Raw genomic sequence first — 15,637 nt, forward strand, 5'->3', positions numbered from 1 at the left:
GATGCCGAACGCTGCCGCTCGACTCATCCGCCAATGGCGCCGTCTGTGGGTAGCCCCCGAACTGGGGCTGCTGTACCACCGGCGTGAGCGGCGCGTGCGCCTGCTGACCAGCGCCATGATGATCTTCATGGGCGTGGTGTGGGGCCTGTTCTTTGCCTCCAAGGGCCTGTGGTTGGTGGTGGCCATGGACGCCACCCTGTTCAGCTTCGGCCTGATCAGCCTGGCACTGACCTGCCTGAACCAGCGCCAGGCGGCCAATCTCGTGATCTTTGGCAGCCTGCTGGTGATCGTCATCGGCAACGCCGTGCTGCTGGACCCACCGACCGCCACCGTGCCCCGCTCCACCCACCTGTACCTGCTGGCCCTGGGCGTGGCCGCGCTGGTGGCGTTTCGCGACGACGACCCGCGCCTGCGTTACGGCGTGGCCCTGAGCTGCCTGAGCGCCTTTGTGGTGCTGGCCGCCACCACCGCCAACTTTGTGCCCGGCTACGCCCTGCCCGACGCCATCCGCGTGCCCGGCACCTGGCTGCAGACCCTGGCCGCCACCGTGATGCTGATCCTGCTGGTGCACGTGCTGCTGACCGACGCCACCGAGCGCTCCGAACTCGAAGCCGAACTGGTGCAGGCCCTGGTGCTGCACCAGTTCGAGCTGCACTACCAGCCCCAGGTGGACGCCCGGGGCCAGGTGCTGGGCGCCGAAGCCCTGCTGCGCTGGCAGCACCCCACGCGCGGCCTGGTCATGCCCGGCCAGTTCATTGACCTGGCCGAACAGAGCGGCCTGATCGTGCCCATGGGCCAATGGGTGCTGGAGACCGCCTGCGCCCAGCTGCAGGCCTGGTCGCAACACCCCGTGCGCGCCACCTGGTGCCTGGCGGTGAACATCAGCCAACGCCAGTTCCGCCAGCCCGACTTTGTGCCCCAGCTGCTGGAACTGCTGCAACGCCACAGCTTCAGCCCCAGCCGGCTGGAACTGGAGCTGACCGAAACCATGCTGGTCGAAGACATGGACGACATCAAGCTCAAGATGCTCACCCTGGCCGCCTGCGGCGTCACCTTCTCGCTGGACGACTTCGGCACCGGCTACTCATCGCTGAGCACCCTGAAGCGCCTGCCCCTGAACAAGCTCAAGATCGACCAATCCTTTGTGGCCGATGTGCTCACCGAACCCAACAGCGCCGCCATCGTGCGCATGGTGCTGGCCCTGGGCAGCACCATGAACCTGCAGGTGATCGCCGAAGGCGTCGAAACCCAGGAACAACACGCCTTTCTGCTGGACAACGGCTGCCAGCAGTTTCAGGGCTATCTGTTCAGCCGGCCTGTGCCGGTGAGCGGGTTGGAGGGCTGGGTGGAGGGGCTGCGCGCCGGGCTGCCGGGGCCGGTGGGCGGTCGGGTTTAGGGGGTGGTTGTCCCCGAGGGCTTTGGCTTGAAGATGTGCACCACCTCGCCCCGCGCCAGCATCTCGACCAGTTGTGCGATTCGCCTGGCCCGGGTGGCCGCCATGACGGCCGTCTGCACGCGCCAGATCACGGCATAGCGGTTGCTGGCGTTGAGGGTCGAGAAAAAGGCCTGTGCCGGCGGGCAAGCAGCCAGCGCAGCCTGCAAGTCCTCGGGCACGGTGGCGGTGCGAGCGCCGTCGTAGGCGCGCTCCCAGCGGCCATCGGCCTTGGCGGCATCGACCTGGGCTTGGCCCGCGGCTTGCATTCGCCCAGTGTCGATGAGCGCGGCCACCTTGGCCACATTCGCCTTCGACCAGACACTGCGCGGGCGGCGCGGGGTGAAGCGCTGCAGAAAGTACTGCTCATCGAAGCCTTTTTTCTGACCATCGATCCAGCCCCAGCACAGGGCGATCTCCACGGCTTCGGGGTAGGTGACGCTGGGAACACCAGACCCCTTTTTTGCGATCTGGAGCCACAAACCCTCGGAGCTGGCGTGATGCTTGCGCAACCAGGCCTCAAAGGCCCGGGCGGACTTGAACGGCTTCACATCGGGGAGGGCTTGAAGAGCGGCCATGCTGCAGAGTCTGCCGCAAAAAAGGTTGGCCCATGACGGCATGCAGGCCCCCTTTTTCAAGGTCCCTCGACGTGCGAGAGCCGATGTCTCAAAACGTGCGTGAGCCACGCATGCCAACCATGGCAGCGCTGATCGCTGCAAAGTGGACGCTAGCCCACCCTAACGCTCATTCAACCAGACCCCATCGGCACGCTCCCACAAGGCGTCGCGACCTGACTGGCCGTACCAGGCCAGAAACTGGGCTCGGTAGCCTTGCCAGGGGTCGGCCAGCACCGGCCTGGGGTCATCGCTCAGGGCATAGGCCATGCCTTCGAGCAACCAGGAGGGCTTGAGCAGCAACAGCACCGAGCCCAGCTTGTCGGCTTGAAGCTGATGGATCAACTCATGGCGCATGTAGTACGGCTTCCAGGCCTTGGGGCCGATGACGGTGCCCACCGTGCCCACGGTCACGGCCGATCTGACCCCCAGGCCAAAGCCCTCTGCGCAGGCCGGCAAGGAACAGAACACCACTCTGGGCTGCATCAGATCCACACCGAAGCGCTCGGCGATGAATTCGTTGCCCTCGCGGTAAAGCGCCTGCGCCTCGCCCAACCGGTCAAGCTGATCGACGCACACCTGCTCCACGCAGCTCACCCCATTCAGCGTGGGCACGGCAACACGCACCGGCTTCACCAGAGCCCAAGCCAGCGCGGGCACGACCACCCCAAACAGAATCAGGGTGCGCTTGATCAGAGGGGCTCGGCGGGGCATTGGAGGGAAGTGGGTTGGATGTTGGATGGCCATTTCAAATGGGGGCTGATGTGGGCCCCCAAGCGATCGCGGTCATCCTATCAAGCGCCAACCGGCGCCACCCCTGCAACGCTGCCATCAACAACGGCCCTCGCGCGTTGATGGCCGATGCCTGGGTCGATATCCAGGGCGACTGCCAAGAACGGCTAACGCCCAAGCGAAGGGCGCTTCCAGAATCAGGCCGTCACAACCACGCCTGCCATCCGCGCTCGCTTGAGCCGGAGCACGAATCACCATGAACCAAGACCACCCGCCGGAAGTGCCTTCGCCTGAGGGGGTACCGCGCCTGTCCCCCCGTGAGGCGGATCGCCTCGGCATGAACACGCCCATCACTCGGCGAGACTTCACAGGCTCGACACTGCTTGGTGCGGGCGCAGCGCTGCTGGCGGCTGCCGCACCCGGCGCCATCCAGTCCGCCCGCGCTCAGACGGTCAACGCACCCATGACCGGACTGGACGCCAGTTGGACCGGGCCCGGGGGCATCGGGGACTATGGGAAGGCGAACGGCAACACGCACGAGGTTCTCAATGCGGCACACGGCCACATCCGAAATCAGGACCTCGACACCTATCTGGATTCGGCCACCGATACCGGCGAGGTCTTTGACCTCCTGGTGGTTGGCTCCGGCATCTCGGGGCTGACCTCGGCCTACACCTACCACCAGAATCGCCCGACAAGCCCTGTCTTGCTGCTGGACCAGCACCCGGTCTTCGGGGGCGAAGCCAAGCAAAACGAGTTCGAGGTCGATGGCACCCACCTGTGGGCGCCGCAGGGCTCGACGGGCATGGTGTTCCCTGTCAATCGCGCGAAGGAATACAACTTCTATTCAGACTTCTACGAGCAACTCGACTTCCCCCGCGAGTTCGAGTTCCAGCAGCCGCGCAACCTGTCTTCAAAGATGCTCGTTCCGGGCGACATGTGGGGGCCGATGCACATCCAGTGGGAGGCCGCGGACATCGGGTACTTTTTCGAATCCAAGGGATTCGTCAAGAACATGTGGCGCGACGGGCTGCGAAACACGCCGCTCAGTGACAAGGAGCGCCTGGACTTCATGACCGCCGAGTTGTTCCGCACACCGAACCGCCGTCCCGACTGGGAAAAGTGGCTGGATTCGATGACGTACTCAGAGTACCTGCGCAAGGAGGTCGGCATCAACTCCCCGGCCTTCGAGAAGTACATCAGCCCCGTCAACGCGGCCATGGGCTGCGGCCTGGGTGCCGACGTGATCTCCGCCTATTCGGCCTTCAATTTCATGGCGCCAGGTGCGGTCTCGCAGGGCCGCGACCTGAACAAGGGGCTGGCCGACCCGGCAGACCAGGTCTACCTCGTCACGCTGCCGGGTGGCAACGCCAGCATCGCCCGGCGCCTGGTGCAGAAGATGATTCCGGGGGCGTTCAAAGGCAAGGGACTGAGCGACCTGCTTCTCGACCGGATCAACTTCGGCGTGCTGGACCAGGCAGCGAACACCGTGCGCATTCGACTGTCGAGCACTGTCGTGGCGGTCAAGCACGATGGCGATCCCGAGAAGGCAAAGCGGGTGATCGTCTGGTACGAACGCGGTGGCCGCCTCCACAAAGTCCAGGCCAAGGGCGTGGTGATGGCCGGCCAGCAACACGTCAATCGTCACATCTGTCGAGACGTCAGCGGTGAGCACCGGGAGTCGATGCAGGGCTTCCACCATGCGCCGATGCTGACGATCAATGTGGCACTGCGAAACTGGCGCTTTCTGGACAAGCTGGGCATCAGCTGCGCCCGCTGGTTTGAAGGCTTCGGGTGGTGGACCGGATTGCGCCGCAATGTCCTCATCGACGGCAAGGAGACGATGCCGCTGGACCCGAACAAGCCCGTCGTGCTGACGCAATACAACCCCTTCCTGTTGCCGGGGCTGCCACATGCTCAACAGTGCACCTCGGCGCGCATGCAGCTGTTCGGCATGAGCTACGCCCAGATCGAAGGCTCGGTTCGCGCCCAGTTCACCAAGATGTTCTCGTCGGCTGGGTTCGATGCGAAACGCGACATCGCGGGGATCACAACCAACCGGTGGGGCCACGCCTATGTGGTCGATCCTCCTGGCTTCTTCTTCGGCAAAAACGGCAAACCGGCCCCGCGCGAGATCCTGCGCAAGCCCTTCCATCGCATCGCGTTCTCTCACTCCGAGCTGACCGGCACGCAGATGTGGGAGACCGCCGCAGACGAAGGGCAACGTGCCGCAACCCAGCTTCTCAGCGTGATCTGAGCTTTCTCATCCAATCCAATGCACCCTATGAATCACCTCAAAAAAATCATCCTGACCGTGCTCGTTGCCTGTGCCGTACCCTGCGTGTCTGCGATGCCTGCGGCTGACAAAACACCAGCCGATCAGGCAACGTCGTCGCCAGCACTGCAGGCCTTCAAGAAGGCCATCCGGGCCAAGTACGACCTGAAGGAGCGAGCCTGGGCCGCCCAGGACGCTGACGGGCTGGTCAAAGGCTTCTACTCACCCCATGCGTTCTCTGCCGCAGAGGGGGAACCGACGTTCTTTGCCATGGGACGCCCGCAGTTCCTGGAGCTCTACAAGACCTTCGTCGCCGACACGACGAAGGTCCGCATCGAGTCGGTCCACACCTACGTGAACGGCAACATGGGCTGGGACTGGACCAACTTCTACGCCGACGTGAAGCCGGAGAAGGTGAAGGACTACCCGCCTTCGCCAGTGCGCATCCTGTTCGTGTGGGAGAAGATCAACGGCCAGTGGCTTTGCTCGGGGGACGTCGTTCTTCTCGGCACCTTCAACAAGGCCGCCGGCCAGAAGTAGGAGGCAGCTCAGGCGCGCAGCCGCGCGCGCCGCAGTGTCTCGGACGGAAGCTCGCCGAAGAGGCTGCGGTAGTCGTGGCTGAATCGGCTGAGGTGCCAGAAGCCGAAGGCCTCGACGGCGTCCTTCACCTGCACGCCAGGCGAGCCCATTGCCAGCATTCGACGTGCCCCGCCCAGCCGCATCGCACGCAGATAGGCATGCGGACTGATCTGAAGCACTTCATTGAAGCTCCACTGCAACCACCGACGGGACACGCCCAATGCCAGGCACAACTGCCCAATCGAGGGGGGATCGTCTTGATGCTCTCTCAAGTAGTCGCGGGCTCGGCGCACCACATCGATGTGCGGCGCCTCGCTTCGGTCAGACCGCGCGGCGTACAGATGATCGACGATGCTGGGCCCGAGAAGCTCCATGACACCTTGCTGCAGGTGATGCCTCAAGGCCTGCGCGTTCGCCGCGTCGGATCGGGCGTCAGCACGGTCGAGCAGCAGGTGCAGCCGCTGTGACAGGCTGGCTGCAAGCGACGCATCGTTGGCAACGGCAGGCCTGTCCGACAGCCAGCGCTCGATGTCGGCATGCTCGGTGTGCCAGAGGTATTCGCCAAGCAGACAGCGATCAACGACGATGGAGATCAGTTGGGTCGGCATCACGATCGAGTCGATTTCGCGTCGCGTGTCGAAAGCACTGAACCCGTCACGCCATGGGATGCCATTGAGCATGCCAACGCCCTGCATGGCCCTCGCAACCCCGAAAGTGATCGTGCCCTCTGGGCCGCAACCGAAATGGTTCGTCGCAACGTTGCGATAGTCCTCGAACAGCAATTGAATTGCCGGCAGGTGGAGGTCGACAGAATGCCCGGCCAACGCCCCGCGCGAAACCTGCAGGCATTGGATGTGCCAACCAGGAATGCTCTCCATGGCCGCAAAATCGGCAGAGAACTCACGCTCCCGACGAACCAGGGGCGCCATGGCATCGCTCGGACCGGCTTCGAACTGACGTTCCATCGTGGCGGTGTATTCAGGATGTTGAAGCGGCGCCCGCAGCGGACTTTTGCGCTGGTGGCGATGACGCCATTGCTCGCGCCGCACGGCAGGTACTTGGGGGCATCTTAGACAACTCACCAGGCCGGTCATGATCCCAAATCGGCAACTGCTGCTCCGGCACGCTTCGATGCCGGCGAATTGTTCGTGCCTCAGGTTGAACGCCAGGCTTACGGCAACGGCCACCCGGTGCGTTGGCACTCATTGGATGTGGTTGGATGCGGTCATCGATCGCGCACTGATTTTCTTTCGAGCCGGGGCGCTCGTTGCTGACGATGTGAGCCCAATTCAAATGTAGCCCGCCACCGCATCGGTGGGTGGCAACTTCCACGATGGCCTACCTCGGCCTGCGGGCCCCAAGCCTGATCAAGCAAAAGCAACTGCAGCTGGGCCAACGGCCGGCGCTGATCACGCTGGTGCTGTACACCGGCCAAGCCCCTTGGACGGCCCCTACCGATGTGACCCAGTGCTTTGCCCCCAGCCTGCCCGGCCCCGCCAGCAACTCCGCCAGCAACCCCGCACTGCGCATGGCACCGGGCTCCATAAAAGGCAAGGGCCTCGATTCCTGACCGCCTCATCGGCATGGATATTGCAAAGTTTTTTGCCTGCAGTGTAAAACTGCATGTCTTTTGGCTGTCACAGGGATCTGGAATGAAGAAAAAAGTGTGGCTTTGGGCCTTATCGCCCGTGGTTGCAGCCTTGGCGCTGCATGGGTGTGGAGGCTCCGACTCGAGCCTCATCGTGGACAACAATGCCCAGAGTTGCTCTGTGGCCTCCAGCACCGGCTCACCCGTGGTGGTGGGCTCGGGTCTGGCCGGTGATCCTGCAGCACCCGAGGCCGCCTCGGGCTACCGGCTCGGCTACAAGGCAAAGACATCAAGCAACTACATGGTGGTGGCCAACACCCCCTTGGCCACCCGGGCCGGGTGCGATGTGCTCAAAGCTGGCGGCACAGCGGTCGATGCAGCCGTGGCCGTGCAAGCCGTGCTGGGTCTGGTCGAGCCGCAGTCCAGCACGATTGCGGGCAGTGCCTTCATGGTGTACTACGACGCGGCCACCAAGCAGGTCGTCGCCTACGATGGCCGCGAAGCTGCCCCAGCGGCCGCCACAGGCTATTACCTGGCGCGCCAGAACCAGGCTGACGCGTCGTCACCAGCTCCCGTGCCCAGCGCACGGCGCAGCGGTCGTTCCATCGGTGTGCCGGGCGTGATGCGCATGCTCGAACTGGCCCACAAAGAGCATGGCAAGCTGGTCTGGGGCCAATTGTTCGATGAAGGTGTCAGCCTTGCCACCAATGGCTACAAAATCCCCACCCGCATGGGCGATGCGATTGCCGCCAACGCGGCCAGCCTGCGGCTGGACGCCAACGCCGTGGCGGCCTTTTTCAATGCCGACGGCACACCCAAGACCAGTGGCAGCGTGACCACCAACCTGCCCTACGCGCAGTCACTCCGAGCCCTTGCGACAGGCGGCGCAGATGCTTTGTACTCTGGCGCCATTGCCGAGGCCATCGTGGCCAAGGCGGCCCAGTCGGTGGGCGATGACACGGCCAAGACCCCCATGACCCCGAGCCTGATGACGGTGGCCGACCTCAAAGCCTATCGGGCCAAGAAGCGTGACCCGGTCTGCACCAGCTACCGCAGCAGCTACTACATCTGCACCATGGCGCCCCCCTCATCGGGTGGCATTGCCATCGCTCAGTCGCTGGGCATTCTGGAAAACTTCGACCTCTCCCAATATGGCCCCACGAACCCCAGCAACGAAGGCGGCGTGCCGAGCGTGATGGGCGTGCACCTGGTGTCCGAGGCCGAGCGCCTGGCCTACGCCGACCGCGACAAGTATGTGGCCGACACCGACTTCATCCCGCTGCCCGCCAAGGGCGTCTCGTCGATGATCGACAAGGCCTACCTCAAGCAGCGGGCGGCGCTGATCAACGCCAGTGGCAACTCGATGGGCACGGCAAGCGCGGGCAACCTGGGCGACATTCCGCTGGGTGTGGACAAGACCATCGAGCACGGCACCACCCACTTCTCCATCGTGGACGCCTACGGCAACGTGGTCTCCATGACCTCGACCGTCGAATCCAGCATGGGCTCTTTCCACATGGTGGGCGGCTTTTTGCTGACCAACCAGCTCACAGACTTCTCGGCCCTGCCCACCGACAGCGCAGGCGTGCTGGTGGCCAACCGCGTGGCCCCGGGCAAGCGCCCACGCAGCACCATGGCGCCCACGCTGGTGTTCAAGGGCACAGCGCCCGGCGACTTTGTGATGGCCACCGGCTCGCCCGGCGGCGGCACCATCATCCAGTACGTGCTCAAGACCGTGGTCGGTGCACTGGATTGGGGTCTTGATGCGCAACAGGCCACCTCGCTGGTGAACCTGGGCGCCGCCAACAGCGCCACCACCAACGTTGACGGTGCCAACACATCGCTCGACCTCACGGGGCTGGTCAGCGGCCTCAAGGCCAAGGGCCACACCGTGAACAATGCGGCGCAATCCAGCGGCGTTTCCACCATCATGCGCGTCAACGTCAATGGCCAGATCAAGCTCCAAGGCGGTGTAGACCCACGCCGCGAGGGCATTGTGCTGGGTGACGGGGCACTGTGATGACGGCTGCTTGAGCAGAGTCACAAGGCATGAACGGCGCACCGCTACGGCGGTGCGCCGTTTTTCTTTGAGGGGGCTGCAGCCAAGGGTTCAGGCGTTCAGGCGTTCAGGCGTTCAGGGCATTCAACGCCGGCTTCGGCCTATTCAGAGCACTTCAGAGCACTTCAGAGCCCTTCACAGACCTGCACAAAAAAGCCTGCGCCATGCAAGGCAAGCGACGTGAATCTCGCCAATCGCCCCCCCCCGCGCTGAGCGCACGGCCCCGCCCCTGCCAGCCCCGCGAACCCGGTGGTGCTCTGCCAATGCAGGGCCAACCGCCTCAGAGGCGTTCCCTGTTGTCGTCGCGATCTGGCTTGTTCGCCGGGCTGGCAGAGGCCGATGCCGGTTTCAGGCTGAGGGCCGATGCCGAAGTACTTGGTCTGGGCCTTGGCCTTGGCCTGGAGCATGCCAGCGTTGGCAGCCCTGGCCACCGGCTGACAGCCTGAAGACGGACACCGCTTCGACCAGGTCATGCGCCGGGTTGCGCAGGCTGTTGGCAAACTGAGGCTGCCAACCACCCGACTTGTTTTCACGCAATGAGGGTGAACGGGATGTTGAAGGCACGCAGTGAGACGTGCACCAGGCGTTGCCGTTCTGGTCATCACGCCCCGAAAACCTGGCCAGCACAGGTGTGCCAGCCTTGGAATCAAGACAAGAAAAAACCTCTGCGTCGGAGAGGTTGCGCCGCTAACTGACGGTGTTTTCAAGCACCCACCTTTTCGGGCTGCAGCGGTTAGGGAGTAGGAATTGCCTTGGGCAACCCACCGGGACTGCAGCGGGATACCGGTGGTGGGTCTGGCGGTTTGGGCGGGAAGGGTTGGCGCATCTGCAGCCCGTTGGGGTAGGGCTGGTGAATCGAACTCGGGGGATTCAGGTTGGACTGCAAGCAGGTGCCCTGCACCCCCGACCAAAACGTCCGAAACGGTCCGGGCATCCAACTACCCAGGGGTCGATACAGTGCAGAGCGCAACAATTCTATAACTCGGAACCGAACGGAAACCTGATCAGCCCGGCACTGGGGAGCACCTCCAAAAACTGTGTCGCTGCTCCGCCATCAGCCCCACCTTCGTGGGGAACACGCGACCACTTGGTGCCTGTGGTCGTGGTACTTGAGCAGAGGGGCATCCCCATGCCCGTGGGGAACACGTCTGGTATGGCCTGGGCATGTGGCCCGAGTTCGGTTCATCCCCACGCCCGTGGGGAACACGCTGGACTTCCCGGACGAATTGATCATCGACAACGGTTCATCCCCACGCCCGTGGGGAACACCTCATCGCATTCTCCGGTAAAGACACAAAAGCCGGTTCATCCCCACGCCCGTGGGGAACACACCGATGCCGCTGGCTACGCCGGCCTCAACACCGGTTCATCCCCACGCCCGTGGGGAACACAATCGAAGTGTGAGCAAGTTCGGGATGCGCTGTGGTTCATCCCCACGCCCGTGGGGAACACGAAACCTCCAGGGGTGAGAGCTCGCGGGGGATCGGTTCATCCCCACGCCCGTGGGGAACACAGCGCCGCAATGATTGCAGGCATAACTACCCCCGGTTCATCCCCACGCCCGTGGGGAACACCTCCAGAAGTTATTTTCTGGAAACACATTCAGCGGTTCATCCCCACGCCCGTGGGGAACACGACAAGGGCTCCCAGACGACTGAGCGCGACGGCGGTTCATCCCCACGCCCGTGGGGAACACAATTCGGCCCAGGCCGTCGCCAATTACCAGCTCGGTTCATCCCCACGCCCGTGGGGAACACAAACCATGCAGGGGTCCACATCAGACGCCTCCCGGTTCATCCCCACGCCCGTGGGGAACACACTGTTGGCGGCACCGCCTGGCACCCGGCCCACGGTTCATCCCCACGCCCGTGGGGAACACCCCGTCGAGGTGCAGGGACAGATCACCTGCTACGGTTCATCCCCACGCCCGTGGGGAACACACTACGTGCAGCGGGACATCCGAGGCAATCACCGGTTCATCCCCACGCCCGTGGGGAACACGTGATAGGCGCCCCAGTGCCAAATCAATTGGGCGGTTCATCCCCACGCCCGTGGGGAACACGCGAAACGGCAGAAATCATTCTTGGCGAAGAGCGGTTCATCCCCACGCCCGTGGGGAACACGATTTTTGCCCTGGCGTCATCGGTCCAGAAACCGGTTCATCCCCACGCCCGTGGGGAACACTGTCAGCATCCCCCGGCGCAGGCTGGAGGCGTCGGTTCATCCCCACGCCCGTGGGGAACACACCCAGCAGTCGGGTGCCAAAAGTTCCAGCACCGGTTCATCCCCACGCCCGTGGGGAACACTAGCCGATGCCCCCGCGCAGTTCCGGCAGCGGCGGTTCATCCCCACGCCCGTGGGGAACACGATCTTGGCGCGCCTGTTCGCCCTCACGGCGGCGGTTCATCCCCACGCCCGTGGGGAACACACGTGCCGAGCGCACCAGCAGGTGCGGTGCTGCGGTTCATCCCCACGCCCGTGGGGAACACGGCCCGAGCGCGTTTGGTGTCGGCGACGATGGCGGTTCATCCCCACGCCCGTGGGGAACACCGCCTGGGCTGGACCGCTGACCTGGTCGACGCCGGTTCATCCCCACGCCCGTGGGGAACACGGTGATCTGATACAGCAGATCCAGAACGCTGGCGGTTCATCCCCACGCCCGTGGGGAACACTGCCGGGCTTGGTTGGCCTGTTCGGTCGTCACCGGTTCATCCCCACGCCCGTGGGGAACACATCGGCTGCCACCCCTCTGCCAAAGCCTCTGCCGGTTCATCCCCACGCCCGTGGGGAACACAGCATCACGCCTGTGCCGATGCCACACAAGTTCGGTTCATCCCCACGCCCGTGGGGAACACGGCCTGAGCTGATGAAGGCGCTCAATGCTCGTCGGTTCATCCCCACGCCCGTGGGGAACACGCGCTGCCGGTATAGTGGACGGCCTCACATTGCGGTTCATCCCCACGCCCGTGGGGAACACCAGGTGCCGGGGTGATTTCCACCCAGGCCACGCGGTTCATCCCCACGCCCGTGGGGAACACATCACGCGCATCACTCAGGGCCTTGCGGGCATCGGTTCATCCCCACGCCCGTGGGGAACACATCGCCAATTGCGATGTGCTCCATTTTGGGCGCGGTTCATCCCCACGCCCGTGGGGAACACAACCGAAGCGCAAGCTCCAACATTTACGTTGGCGGTTCATCCCCACGCCCGTGGGGAACACATCAGGGCCTGGCCATCCCGGTCGGCCCCAGCCGGTTCATCCCCACGCCCGTGGGGAACACGTGGCGATGGACGCCGATGACGTGGCCGAATACGGTTCATCCCCACGCCCGTGGGGAACACAGATTCCGCGCTGACGGTGTAGGTCAGGCGGCCGGTTCATCCCCACGCCCGTGGGGAACACTTCTCGGCCATGGCCTCCGCCGTGGCTGCAGCCGGTTCATCCCCACGCCCGTGGGGAACACCATGATCGAGTCGCCAGCGCAGCCGACGCTCGCGGTTCATCCCCACGCCCGTGGGGAACACGCTTGCAGGTCGCGCGCGATGCCGCCGGCATCCGGTTCATCCCCACGCCCGTGGGGAACACACTTCGACTAAGCCATTGATCCCAAAAGGAAAAATGGCACGTCAAAATTCTACCGATTCAATTGTTAAAGATCAGGGCCACTTTCCGGATGAAAAGCCACCAGGTTGAGGCCGTCAAATTCGACTGGGAGTCGACGGTTTTGACCCAAGGTCTGGAACTCATAGCCCGACTCAGCGGGGCTGGCCCAGGCCATGACGACGCTGCCGTCTTCATACCCTGCCACCAACTGTTCCCAGATCATCTCTCGGGTGCGGCGCGATACGTCGCCGATGTACACGCCGGCGCGCACCTCCAGCAGCCAGATGGCCAAGCGGCCACGCAAGCGAGGCGGCACGTTTTCAGTGACCACGGTCAGGAAGGCCATGCGCCTTTTCAGCCCTGAACGCGATGGCCAGCCTCGCCCAGGCCGGTGGGGTTGGGGATGGCGGGGGGCACAGACTCCACCGGGGCTTCGGGCGGCACCACACCTCCGGCAGCCAGCACCTCTTCAATGGTGGGGATGATCTTGCCCAACAGCTTGCTGCTGCGAAACAGGTCGCGGCAGCCCAGGCGAACCATGCGCTCCGGAAACTCCGGCGCCTGGGCAGCGATCTTGAAGGCCAGGGGCACCACGGTATCGAACTTGAACAGGTCGGCCACGTCGTACACAAACGACAAGGGCTTGCCGGTATGGATGAAGCCCACGGCAGGCGCATAGCCGGCCGCCAGCACCGCCGCCTCGGTGATGCCATACAGGCAAGAGGTGGCCGCAGACAGGCAGCGGTTGGGGATGTCGGCCGCGTCCCAGGCCTGTTGGTCGTAGTCACGGGCTCGCCAGCTCACGCCGTATTGCCGCGCCAGCAGCTTGTAGGTCTCGCGCACGCGAGCCCCTTCGATGCCACGCAGTTGCTCCACGCTGCGCCGGGCTGGGGGCTCTTCCTGAAAGCGCAGCGCGTACATTTTTCGGACCACCTTCAAGCGAAGTTCGTCGTCCAGCGCCAGCTTGGCCTGGTACAGCAGGCGGTCGGCCCGCGCACCGCCGGGCTGGCCGCTGGCATACAGGCGCACGCCCGATTCACCCACCCACACCAGCAAGGTGCCCACGGTCGAGGCCAGGTGCACGGCCGCGTGCGACACCCGGGTGCCGGGCTCGAGCATGAGGCAGGCCACCGACCCCACCGGGATGTGGGTGCGCACCCCGGTTTTGTCGATGACCACAAACGCGCCATCCAAGACGTCGATCTGCCCGTACTGGACGAAGATCATCGACACCCTGTCTTTCATGGGCAGGGGTTTGAGGGGTGGGAGCAAATTGGCCAAAGGGCGGCACCCTCAATCGCGCAGCGGCTTGACCAACAGCAGGCCGCAACCGAAAGCCTTGCTGTGCCCCAGGCCCTGGAGCAGTGCCGACTGCAGCCGATCAGGGTCTTGCACCTGGGCCAGGCCCTGGTAGTCGATGGACGAAAAGGCCACGCCCCCTTTTCTGCGGTTCAAGCGCTGGGGCTGGTAGTTGTCTTGCCTCACGCTGTCGGGCTGCACCAGCAGCCCGGCGCTTTCGGCACGCTGCAGCAGCCAGCCCAGGGCGGCCTTCTCCATGGCTTGCGGCAAAGGCTCGTCCGCAGGGGGGTGGCGCTTGACGTCCATCAGCACATCATGCCGGCGCGACTTTTGCCCGGCTTCGCCCCGGTTGACGGTGGGGTTGGCGCGCAAATCAAATTGCAGCCAGGTACCCGCGGGCAGATGGGGCTGGTAGGGTTTGGTGGCCACCTCGAAGACCGCAGGATCGACCACGGGGGCACGGGCCGAGACCACATAGAACGACAGCCCACGCAGTTCGTCGCCCAGGCGCCGGAACACAAAGTCGCGTGGAAGGCCATCGCCCGGGAACAGCCGCCAGACCAGCGCGTGGTCACGGTAGGCATCGCCATGCTGCAGCGCTTCATGCCACCAGGGGCTTCGGCTGACGGGCTCAAGCACCCGTACTTTCGAGAAGTAATGCGGTGTTGTTGTCGTCATGCGGCCTCACTCCCCACCAGATGCACCCACTCACGTCGGGGTGCGAACTGCCAGCGCTTGCGCGACTGGGGTTGGTCGTGGCGCAAGGTGTCAAAGCTGGCGCTCATGCCAGCCTCCATGCCGTCTTCCCAGTAATAGCGGGCGGCTTGGGGCTTGGGCTGGAAGGCCTTTTGGTCATCGCGGTTCGGCCAGGGCTGCACGGGCTGCAGCGCGTCGGTCAAGGCCAACAGCGATTGGGGCAAGGCCTGGTCCAAGGCCTCGCGCACCGAAGCGGCCTGGACGATCTGGGGCGCCAAGGGCAAGGCAGGCGGGCACGACTTGCGGCCCAGGTAGAGCGGGAACGAAGGGGTGCGCAAGGCCTGCGCCAAGCTGGGCAGGCTGTGGGGCGCGTTGGGCTGGGCTTGCAGTGCCACCACAGCCAGGCTGTCGCAGCGGTATTCACGGCTGGACAGCAACGTGCCCTCTCGCTCGGGATTGGCCAGCTCTTGCCGCCGGGTTCGAAACACTTCCTTGCGCAGTGGCTGCCCCACGCCCATGGTGTGAAAGTCGCGCAGCGGCGAGCCGGCGCATACCAGCTTGATGCCAAAGCGATAGCCCTGGGCCATGGCCTGCTGGCCCGCTTCGTCGCTGCGCTCCACGCCCACAGCCGCCGCCAGCAAGCCAATGAGCGCCGATTTGGAGGGATGCATCGCCGAGTGCCTCGACTCGCCCACCGCAATTTCGCCCCAGCTGGCCAGAGGGCCATACAGGCGCATCAGCAGATAGTCGGTCATGGG

12 protein-coding genes and 1 CRISPR repeat array are annotated in these 15,637 nt (G+C 64.4%); of the genes, 5 read left to right on the forward strand and 7 right to left on the reverse strand.

Annotated features, from left to right (window positions below):
* The first annotated feature begins 1 nt into the window (after position 1).
* On the forward strand, positions 2-1,396 hold the full coding sequence (locus F624_RS0125495) for a putative bifunctional diguanylate cyclase/phosphodiesterase (protein WP_019577216.1): 1,395 nt from the start codon (positions 2-4) through the stop codon (positions 1,394-1,396).
* Here the strand turns inward: F624_RS0125495 and F624_RS0125500 are convergent.
* Entirely contained in the window at positions 1,393-2,010 is a 618-nt protein-coding gene (locus F624_RS0125500; protein ID WP_019577217.1) for a YdeI/OmpD-associated family protein, read from the reverse strand. The two genes, F624_RS0125495 and F624_RS0125500, sit on opposite strands and share 4 nt — an antisense overlap.
* Before the next feature lie 159 nt (positions 2,011-2,169).
* The gene (locus tag F624_RS0125505) at positions 2,170-2,760 is read right to left on the reverse strand and encodes a hypothetical protein (protein ID WP_019577218.1); all 591 of its coding nucleotides are present in this window, start codon (positions 2,758-2,760) and stop codon (positions 2,170-2,172) included.
* A 355-nt stretch (positions 2,761-3,115) separates the two neighbouring features.
* Between F624_RS0125505 and F624_RS0125510 the strand changes: the two genes are divergently transcribed.
* Complete coding sequence (locus F624_RS0125510) at positions 3,116-5,035, forward strand: NAD(P)-binding protein (RefSeq protein ID WP_043426728.1); 1,920 nt, start codon at positions 3,116-3,118, stop codon at positions 5,033-5,035.
* Between the two features lie 27 nt (positions 5,036-5,062).
* Positions 5,063-5,593 (forward strand): YybH family protein, encoded by a 531-nt coding sequence (locus F624_RS0125515; RefSeq protein WP_019577220.1) that lies wholly within the window; start codon positions 5,063-5,065, stop codon positions 5,591-5,593.
* A gap of 8 nt (positions 5,594-5,601) precedes the next feature.
* Here the strand turns inward: F624_RS0125515 and F624_RS33680 are convergent, their stop codons facing one another.
* Entirely contained in the window at positions 5,602-6,726 is a 1,125-nt protein-coding gene (locus F624_RS33680) for a helix-turn-helix domain-containing protein (protein ID WP_157443639.1), read from the reverse strand.
* Between the two features lie 224 nt (positions 6,727-6,950).
* On the opposite strand from F624_RS33680, the gene F624_RS0125525 reads away from it, so the two are divergent.
* Together F624_RS0125525 and F624_RS0125530 are read left to right on the forward strand one after the other, a co-directional pair.
* On the forward strand, positions 6,951-7,202 hold the full coding sequence (locus tag F624_RS0125525; RefSeq protein WP_157443640.1) for a hypothetical protein: 252 nt from the start codon (positions 6,951-6,953) through the stop codon (positions 7,200-7,202).
* Positions 7,203-7,284: 82 nt separating this feature from the next.
* Positions 7,285-9,240 (forward strand): gamma-glutamyltransferase family protein, encoded by a 1,956-nt coding sequence (locus F624_RS0125530; protein WP_019577223.1) that lies wholly within the window; start codon positions 7,285-7,287, stop codon positions 9,238-9,240.
* Positions 9,241-10,396: 1,156 nt separating this feature from the next.
* A CRISPR array of direct repeats spans positions 10,397-12,866; the repeat unit is 29 nt; unit sequence CGGTTCATCCCCACGCCCGTGGGGAACAC.
* Between the two features lie 64 nt (positions 12,867-12,930).
* Here the strand turns inward: F624_RS0125530 and cas2e are convergent.
* From cas2e to cas5e, 4 genes are read right to left on the reverse strand one after another with little or no spacing between them, the layout of a single operon-like run.
* Complete coding sequence (cas2e, locus tag F624_RS0125540; RefSeq protein WP_019577225.1) at positions 12,931-13,230, reverse strand: type I-E CRISPR-associated endoribonuclease Cas2e; 300 nt, start codon at positions 13,228-13,230, stop codon at positions 12,931-12,933.
* Positions 13,231-13,238: 8 nt separating this feature from the next.
* Positions 13,239-14,129: a type I-E CRISPR-associated endonuclease Cas1e gene (gene cas1e / locus F624_RS0125545; RefSeq protein WP_019577226.1), complete on the reverse strand. Its 891-nt coding sequence runs from the start codon at positions 14,127-14,129 to the stop codon at positions 13,239-13,241.
* Between the two features lie 48 nt (positions 14,130-14,177).
* A complete protein-coding gene (gene cas6e / locus F624_RS0125550) occupies positions 14,178-14,861 on the reverse strand; it encodes a type I-E CRISPR-associated protein Cas6/Cse3/CasE (RefSeq protein WP_084679669.1) in 684 nt (227 codons plus the stop codon).
* Positions 14,858-15,634 (reverse strand): type I-E CRISPR-associated protein Cas5/CasD, encoded by a 777-nt coding sequence (gene cas5e, locus F624_RS0125555; RefSeq protein ID WP_019577228.1) that lies wholly within the window; start codon positions 15,632-15,634, stop codon positions 14,858-14,860. The genes cas6e and cas5e overlap by 4 nt, the downstream gene beginning before the upstream one ends.
* Positions 15,635-15,637 lie beyond the last annotated feature (3 nt).

The organism is Curvibacter lanceolatus ATCC 14669 (assembly GCF_000381265.1).
Classification (GTDB): Bacteria; Pseudomonadota; Gammaproteobacteria; order Burkholderiales; family Burkholderiaceae_C; genus Curvibacter; species Curvibacter lanceolatus.